Annotated in this window: 9 protein-coding genes; 5 read left to right on the top strand and 4 right to left on the bottom strand. The window is 41.6% G+C overall.

The genetic code is table 11. From position 1 onward, the window contains the following. Positions 1 to 63: 63 nt before the first annotated feature. The 3 genes from BV372_RS25820 to BV372_RS25810 form a co-directional block, all read right to left on the bottom strand. Positions 64 to 681: an arsinothricin resistance N-acetyltransferase ArsN1 family B gene (locus BV372_RS25820; protein ID WP_086689349.1), complete on the bottom strand. Its 618-nt coding sequence runs from the start codon at positions 679 to 681 to the stop codon at positions 64 to 66. Positions 682 to 758: 77 nt separating this feature from the next. After that, positions 759 to 1883, bottom strand: coding sequence for an FAD-binding oxidoreductase (locus tag BV372_RS25815; protein ID WP_086689348.1), 1125 nt, complete (start codon positions 1881 to 1883; stop codon positions 759 to 761). 45 nt (positions 1884 to 1928) lie between these two features. Beyond that, positions 1929 to 2378 (bottom strand): hypothetical protein, encoded by a 450-nt coding sequence (locus BV372_RS25810; RefSeq protein ID WP_086689347.1) that lies wholly within the window; start codon positions 2376 to 2378, stop codon positions 1929 to 1931. Positions 2379 to 2568: 190 nt separating this feature from the next. Between BV372_RS25810 and BV372_RS25805 the strand changes: the two genes are divergently transcribed. The 4 genes from BV372_RS25805 (at position 2569) to BV372_RS25790 (ending at position 5714) form a co-directional block, all read left to right on the top strand. Next, entirely contained in the window at positions 2569 to 3456 is an 888-nt protein-coding gene (locus tag BV372_RS25805) for an NAD(P)-dependent oxidoreductase (RefSeq protein WP_086689351.1), read from the top strand. A gap of 88 nt (positions 3457 to 3544) precedes the next feature. Beyond that, positions 3545 to 4492, top strand: coding sequence for a zinc-binding dehydrogenase (locus tag BV372_RS25800; protein ID WP_086689346.1), 948 nt, complete (start codon positions 3545 to 3547; stop codon positions 4490 to 4492). Between the two features lie 141 nt (positions 4493 to 4633). Further along, positions 4634 to 5314 carry an HAD family phosphatase gene (locus BV372_RS25795; protein WP_086689345.1) on the top strand — a complete coding sequence of 227 codons (681 nt, stop codon included), beginning with the start codon at positions 4634 to 4636 and terminating at the stop codon, positions 5312 to 5314. A 13-nt stretch (positions 5315 to 5327) separates the two neighbouring features. Next, a complete protein-coding gene (locus BV372_RS25790) occupies positions 5328 to 5714 on the top strand; it encodes a hypothetical protein (RefSeq protein ID WP_086689350.1) in 387 nt (128 codons plus the stop codon). A gap of 188 nt (positions 5715 to 5902) precedes the next feature. Here the strand turns inward: BV372_RS25790 and budA are convergent, their stop codons facing one another. Next, positions 5903 to 6667 carry an acetolactate decarboxylase gene (budA, locus tag BV372_RS25785; RefSeq protein ID WP_086689344.1) on the bottom strand — a complete coding sequence of 255 codons (765 nt, stop codon included), beginning with the start codon at positions 6665 to 6667 and terminating at the stop codon, positions 5903 to 5905. Positions 6668 to 6984: 317 nt separating this feature from the next. Here budA and BV372_RS25780 point away from each other — a divergent pair. Further along, positions 6985 to 7443 (top strand): SDR family NAD(P)-dependent oxidoreductase (locus BV372_RS25780; protein ID WP_143845290.1); only part of this gene is annotated, 459 nt, incomplete at its 3' end.

The raw sequence follows: 7443 nt of genomic DNA, 5'->3' as shown, positions 1-7443 counted from the left end.
TACCCAAAAGATTTGCCTGCTCTACCTCCTGCCATTTTTTAGTTCCATCGAACTCACGTTTAGTTAAATTCGCAGCAGCAAGAGTCCACTTGTTAAAGCTTCATTCCACAGAGGCGATTTCTGGATTTCTGACACAGAAACAGGTGAATTTATAGGTTCATCGCCATTACTCAAAAAAGATTGCTCTGGTTGAAGAGATAATTGCCAATAGCCCACATCACGCCACTTACCAAATTTAAACCCGACTCGCTGAAACACTCCTACAGGTGCAAAACCTACAGCTTCATGTACAGCTACGCTTGCTTGATTGGGTAAAGCGATCGCCGCCACCACATTATAATATCCTTGCAGTTGCAGTAATTTAAGCAGCGAAGTATACAAGGCTTTGGCAATTCCTTTGCGGCGATAATTTTCACCGACGTATACAGAAGATTCTACAGACCATTGGTAAGCTGCACGGGTACGATAAGGACTAGCATAAGCGTAGCCGACAACCTCACCATCAATTTCGCAAACTAGCCAAGGCATCTGCTGTTGATAGCTTTTGATTCGGTGTTGAAATTCCGTTTCGCTGGGTGGTTCTAGCTCAAAGGAAATTGTCGTTTCGCGGACAATTGGTGCATAAATTGCCAGCATTTGTGAGGCATCTTCTTCATTGGCTAGTCTGATTTTTGCTTTCAAAGCAAGTTCTTTAACACCTCAAGAGTAATGTAATGCAAATATTACACTAAGTCTGATTACAATGATGAACGCACCAATTAGCTATAGCCAAAGCGCCCAACTGCAAAGGGATTCAGATCTATGGAGACTGTTTTCTTAAGTGCTAAATCAGCAACTATAGCGCCAGAGTAAGGCCCTACTTGAAGCCCGTATCCCCCGTGTCCCGTTGCAAAATACACGTTTCCAAAGCCGTGTACCTGTCCGATAAAAGGATCTGTGTCCTGACTCTGCGGACGGAAACCAATACGAACTTCCTTGAAAGTAGCAGACTTTAGCCCCTCTGCCATCCGCAGTCCCTCATTGAATAGTTCCTGCATTCCACCCATTGTTACACTATAGTCGTAGCCGACATCATCACGTGTTGCGCCAATAACTACGTGATTATTTGGAAAAGTCAGAATGTAATGTGTAAACCCCATAACTATCGACCATCCTCCAGTATCAGTATTGGCGATCGCTAAATGTGCAATCTGTCCGCGCTGTGGATACACTGGCAGCATTAATCCAATCTGCTTGGCTAGCATAGCTGACCAAGCGCCAGCGGCAATAATTACTACATCTGTATTTATTGTCTGTCCTTCCACTTTCACAGATGCTACTTTCCCTCCCGCAACCACCAATTGAGCCTGACCGTTTAGTAGAACAGCACCAAGCCGTTTAATTGTCCGTTCTAGTGCGCTACATAATAGTCGGCTGTCAACACGAGCAGCTTCAGGAATATGGATTGCAGCCTTAACTCGGCTGAGTGCCGGAAAGAAGGATTTAGCCGTGTCAGAGTCGATAATCTTGGCATCCCCAATGTGATGAAATCCATCTGTGTGGCGTTGCTGGATTTGCTCTAGCAACTTTGGCATTTGGGCGGCTTCTTCATTAGTAGTAGCGACATGAATTGCTCCTACTTTTTCATAGCCAGTATGGCATTCACCGTCCTCAGCAAGATTTGCGATCAGATGGGGATAATAAGCATGGGCTTCCTTGAGGAGGGGAAGAATCGGATCGTTGGGAGGGAATCGATTACCTGGTGATAAAATTCCTGCACCTGCTGCCGTTGCCTTGCCTTTGTCAGCCCGATCGACCAGGACTACTTCCACATTATGACGAACGAGTCGATAGGCAGCGCTCATACCCACAAGTCCACCACCGATTATCACTACCTTCTCCATAGGGAAAACTGTTTATTTAATGTGATGAATTTGTGCCGACTTAATTTAACGACTTAAAACTTGCCTGTTGGCAAACCAATTAAATAATAAAGCGGTTCCCAAACCCCAAGCACCATTGACTAATAAAGCTGTAATTATCGCTGGTAATTTCCAACCCCCAGCTATGGGCAAACCTTTCAACGGTGCAACAATAAACCAAGCGATCAATGTCGGTGCAACTGCACCAAAAATCAGCGCTGCTAACCAATAATTTTTGTTTACTTGCCAGCGTACCGTGATCGCTGCCCAAATTAAACCCCAAAGCCCTCCCCAGAAAGCACTTGAGATAAATTGCGGTACACCAAAAGGCTGTGTAGGTGTAGTTTGATAGGCTGGACGCTGGGCAAAATTAATGGCGTGTAGCAGTGCGAGTAAACCTTGGTGAAATACCAGCACTGCCAGAAAGCCAGCCACAAAAGCGAGGATAAATCGATATACTTCTGCTTTTTGAGTCATTCAATAGCTTGCTTCCTTATAACAATTTGTGTTAACTTCCTGGTTAGACAAAGTACGGTAACTATATCAATTTACCGTATTTATCTTCATAACTCAATCTCCGAACCCATGCTGAATAATGAGTATTGGGTGCCGAGACCAACGAAGCACAGCAGTACTTATTATTCAGCATTTTGGAATCAAGCTTTCCATGCAAATTCAAACTGTTGGTATTTTAAGTCCGGGCGACATGGGGCAGGCGATCGCATCTGTCCTCAACCAAAATGGTTTGAAGACCATTGCAGCCTTGGACGATCGCAGCGATCGCACTCGACAATTAGCCGCAGCAGCCTACATCCAAGATGTGGGTTCCCTAAAACAACTGGTAATTGAATCCGATGTGGTGCTGTCAGTTCTAGTACCCGCAGCCGCCACTGAAGCAGCAGAACAAGTAGCTGAAGCCATAGCCAGCGTTGATAAAAGTATTTTATATGTTGATGCCAACGCTATATCACCCCAGAAAGTCAGAACTATTGCCCAAATTATTGAATCCAAGGGCGGAGAATTTGTCGATGCATCAATTATCGGCCCGCCTCCACGAGTTCCCAATCGCACCCGCATTTATGCATCAGGAAAACAGGCAGTTGAACTTCAACAACTCCGAGATTATGGATTAGATATCAGAGTAATTGGCGATGAAATTGGTCAGGCTTCGGGATTGAAGATGTGCTATGCAGCGCTAACAAAAGGACTGACAGCAATTGGTACAGAATTGCTGATTGCAGCCCATCGCCTCGACTTAGATCAACAACTGTGGGATGAAGTATCGAGTAGCCAAGCAGAATTAGCAAAAATACTTACCCGTTCTCTGCCATCCATGCCACCAAAAGCACATCGATGGATTGGGGAAATGGAAGAGATTGCAGACACATTTCAAGCCTTAGATTTAAGCGATCGCATTTTTCAAGGTGCAGCAGATGTTTATCGCTTAGTGAAAGAAACCTCCTTGGGTAGGGAAACACCAGAAGAAAGCGATCGTAGCCGTCCACTACCAGACATTATTACTACCCTTTCCCAAGAATCTTTAAAGAGTCAATAGTCATTAATTTTTTTGTCCTGCTCGTCTCCCTTGTCTCCCTTGTCCCCCCTGTCCCTTCCTAACCCCCAATTATTCAGTTCTTCTCAATATGAGTAAAATACGTGCCGTTGTAGTAGATCCCAATGTATCCGGGCGTTTGGTACTGCGTGATGTAGATGCACCTACCCCAGCTGCTAACGAAGCCGTGATTCGGGTAGCAGCCATTTCCCTGAATCGGGGAGAAATCAGACGTTCTACCACCGCAGAAGCAGGTTGGCGGCCTGGTTGGGATTTGGCAGGTGTGGTAGAAACCCCTGCGGCTGATGGTTCCGGCCCAGCCGCACGAACAAGAGTTGTCGGTTTGCTTCGTGCTGGCGCGTGGGGAGAATTGGTATCAATCCCAACCCACTCACTAGCAGAATTGCCACCCTCTGTATCTTTTGCTCAAGCTGCCACATTACCAGTAGCAGGTTTAACTGCCTATCATGCTCTGCTCAAAGGCGGTTCAGTGTTAGGTCGCTCAGTATTAATTACAGGTGCGTCTGGTGGCGTGGGTTACTTTGCAATTCAACTAGCACGGCTGAGTGGCGCAAAGGTAGTGGCGCATATTCGCCGCCCAGAATACGAGTCTTTCGTTAAAGATGCTGGTGCTCATTCTGTAATTATTGGTGAGAACATTTCACCAACTGATGAATCTGCTCCCTATGACTTAATTATCGAGTCAGTAGGTGGTAATACCTTGGGAACAGCCCTTAGTTTATTGGCACAAAATGGGACAGTGGTTCTGTTTGGCACATCCGGGGAAAATGAGGTAACATTCAATGCTCAAAGATTTTATGGAACTGGTGGTGCAAGTTTGTACGGTTTGATATTGTTCCATGAATTACAAAGGGAATCAGCAGCAATCGGACTCCAACGACTTTTACTTTTAGTAGAAGCTGGTCAATTGCGTCCTCACATTGATATTGAAGGTGATTGGACACAAATAGCTGATGTTGCACAGAAATTATTGGATAGAACCTACCCTGGCAAGGCAGTATTAAACATTTCTAATTAAATAGGTTGGTGCAATTAAAAACAACTGGCTAAAACCGTCATTAGTCATTAGTCATTTGTCAGTTGTTTTTTCTCTGCGTCCCCATCTCTTTGCATCTCCTTGTCTGACTTACCCTGCTGCATCAATATTTTTGTAGATTATATGGACAAATTTAAGTTAGTAATTTTTGATTGTGATGGTGTTCTTGTGGATAGTGAAATCATCGCCAATGTTATTTTATTGGATATGCTCAATCAAATAGGGCTATATCTAACTTTGGAAGATGTGTTCAATATTTGTGCTGGTAAATCTACGACTCAATGTCTAGAAATTGTTCAAGATATACTTGGTCAACCTTTACCAGGGAACTTTGCTACTGAATTTGAACAACGAATGATGCAAGCTTTCATAAAAGACCTGAAACCAGTACAGGGAATACATGATGTTTTAACTAAGCTAAATCTTCCTTATTGTGTTGCTTCAAATAGTAGCTATAATTGGATGCGTCAAGCTTTATTAAAAACAGATTTACTAGCTTACTTTTTAAGAAAAATATTTAGTCATACAGGAATTATACGTAGTAAACCACATCCAGATATATTTTTATATGCGGCTGAACAGATGGGATTTTCTCCACAAGAATGTATAGTTATTGAAGATACACCAACAGGCGTTATCGCTGGAGTTAATGCCGGGATGACTGTATTTGGTTATGCAGAATTGATGAGACCGAAAAAACTCCGTGCAGCTGGTGCATCTGTTGTATTTAATGAGATGAGATTATTACCACAATTGCTTGAACAGCAAAATAGTTATCTTGTTAATAGTGCTATTGCCATTTAACTTGGCAGTTGTAATGAGAGATGGTAATGATTTCTGGAACAAACTAGATGAATTAGTAGCTACTAGTACTATCAAAATTGAACGCTCAAAAGGCACACCACATCCACGTTATTCATCATTAATTTATCCATTAGACTATGGATATTTGCAAGATACTCAAGCTGGGGATGGATCTAATATTGATGTCTGGATAGGAAGCTTATCTACTAGCAATGTAACCGCTGTCATCTGTAGTGTTGACTTGGCAAAGCGGGACACAGAAATCAAGCTACTTTTAGGTTGTACATCTAGAGAGGCTCAAGACATATTGAACATCCACAATATAGGTTCTCAATCAGCAATATTATTGGTTCGTGCTGAGTCTATAGCTATTAACAGCGAACAAGCAACTAACTCATAAATCAATTTCTGTAAGTTCCTAGCCTTTTTTAAGGTAGAAATTGCCCACACATACCTATATTAGAATAGTGAGTCTAATATGCGATCGCCAAAATATTCAGCAAACACATAGAGGTTTTTTGAAAAGGAAAAATATATGTTAAAGTCCTTTCTCTTTTCAGGAAAGAGGTTTTGAACATTGGTATCAACTTAAGCATCTCCTAAATCAGCTTGTTCAAATTCCGCAGTCTTGGGTAAATTTACCTCAACATTAGATATAACAGCAATTTCTACTTTAATATTTTGAAATTCTCCATCTAAAAGATGCCCACCTGTTTTGCGATCTGCGGTAAGAAAATGGAAATGATAGCCATTAACATTTACTCCTTGCATATAAGATGGTGTACGAAAGCCAACCAAAGTTCCATTAATATTTTTTAATTCAAAAACGGATTGTGTTTTAATTGCATCTGCTAAACGAGGATAGGGTGGAGTTTGTTTAGGGACACTTCTAAATTTAAGGTAAGGAAATCTTCCTTGAATGCGAATAGCATAAGGGTAATTTTTCGTTTGTATTTCCTTATCTAAAGATTGTTGCAGTTGCTGATAATTTAGCTTTTCTGCTAAGTTAATCAATTTTTCTGGTTTAAAAAAAGTAACAGTTGCAAAAGGAATTTTTGTGGAATCAGGAACGACAGAAGCAACTCCATTTGATTTAATTTGATAAAATCTCCCATCAAATCCAATCATTTCTCCATCTAGATAATTTACTGTACCTAAACCAAAATTCCCGTGCTTCTTTAATTCTTTGAAAGTAGTAGTACCTTCAAAAATACCCGTTGATAAAGCAGTGATAGTAGAAGTTTGAAATAGGGTCTTTAATGGTATATTCTGCTGTGTTTTTGCAGGCAGAATCATACCTAATAATACAGTTAGAGTTAAAATTGTTATCAATGCATAACGCTTGAGTCTCATAAAACCGTAGTACTCCTTTAATTGATGCGATGCCTTGGGTGAAGTGCTAAGAAGGTCTAAACCAAGGTTAGATTTACTACATTTGGCAAATTTTATATACTTAATCTGAGTTAACAGGGTACTTAATTATTCAGATATATTCTCTGATGTGTTTGCTAAGTTTAATTAAACACTAAACATCTATCAATTTACCGTATATTATTAAATATCATTAACCTAGCTACAGGATTATGAAGTAGAGAAGGACTAGGTTATCTATTGAGTTTATCTGTTGCAGGCAGTAGATATTAGACCAAACACATCTAGGAATTCATCTCATGAGCTTAGATCTACAACTATCAGGTAAAACAGCAATTGTCACAGGTGGTAGTGCGGGTATTGGTTTAGCGATCGCCAAAGCCCTCTATAGTGAAGGTGTAAATGTAGCGATCGCAGCTCGGAATCCAGAACGGCTAGAGAATGCCGTCAGCGCGATTCAATCCCTACCCACGCCAGGGGCGAAAGTTATTTCTATAAGTGCCGATTTAACTGAGGCAGAAAGTGTTGAGCGAGTTGTTTCAACTACACTGGCACAGTTTGGCAAGATTGATATCTTGATTAACAACGCAGGTTCAGCTCGTGCAGGCTCTTTTCTTGAGTTGAGCGATGATGCTTTTGTGGATGCTTGGAACCTGAAATTACTAGGCTATATCCGTTTAGTTAGAGCCGTTGTACCCCATCTCAAAAGTCGGCGTGATGGGCGAATTGTCAATATTATCGGTGGCGCTGGACGCACA

The sequence above is a fragment of the Nostoc sp. T09 genome, from assembly GCF_002154695.1.
Lineage (GTDB): Bacteria > Cyanobacteriota > Cyanobacteriia > Cyanobacteriales > Nostocaceae > Aulosira.
The sequence above is the reverse complement of the archived record's forward strand: the minus strand, read 5'-3'. Positions and strand labels throughout refer to the sequence as shown.

Coding starts and splice junctions, on each gene's coding strand:
- budA (WP_086689344.1), bottom strand. CDS start 6,667: ATGAGACTCAAGCGTTATGCATTGATAACAATTTTAACTCTAACTGTA.
- BV372_RS25810 (WP_086689347.1), bottom strand. CDS start 2,378: ATGACTCAAAAAGCAGAAGTATATCGATTTATCCTCGCTTTTGTGGCT.
- BV372_RS25795 (WP_086689345.1), top strand. CDS start 4,634: ATGGACAAATTTAAGTTAGTAATTTTTGATTGTGATGGTGTTCTTGTG.
- BV372_RS25815 (WP_086689348.1), bottom strand. CDS start 1,883: ATGGAGAAGGTAGTGATAATCGGTGGTGGACTTGTGGGTATGAGCGCT.
- BV372_RS25790 (WP_086689350.1), top strand. CDS start 5,328: ATGAGAGATGGTAATGATTTCTGGAACAAACTAGATGAATTAGTAGCT.
- BV372_RS25805 (WP_086689351.1), top strand. CDS start 2,569: ATGCAAATTCAAACTGTTGGTATTTTAAGTCCGGGCGACATGGGGCAG.
- BV372_RS25800 (WP_086689346.1), top strand. CDS start 3,545: ATGAGTAAAATACGTGCCGTTGTAGTAGATCCCAATGTATCCGGGCGT.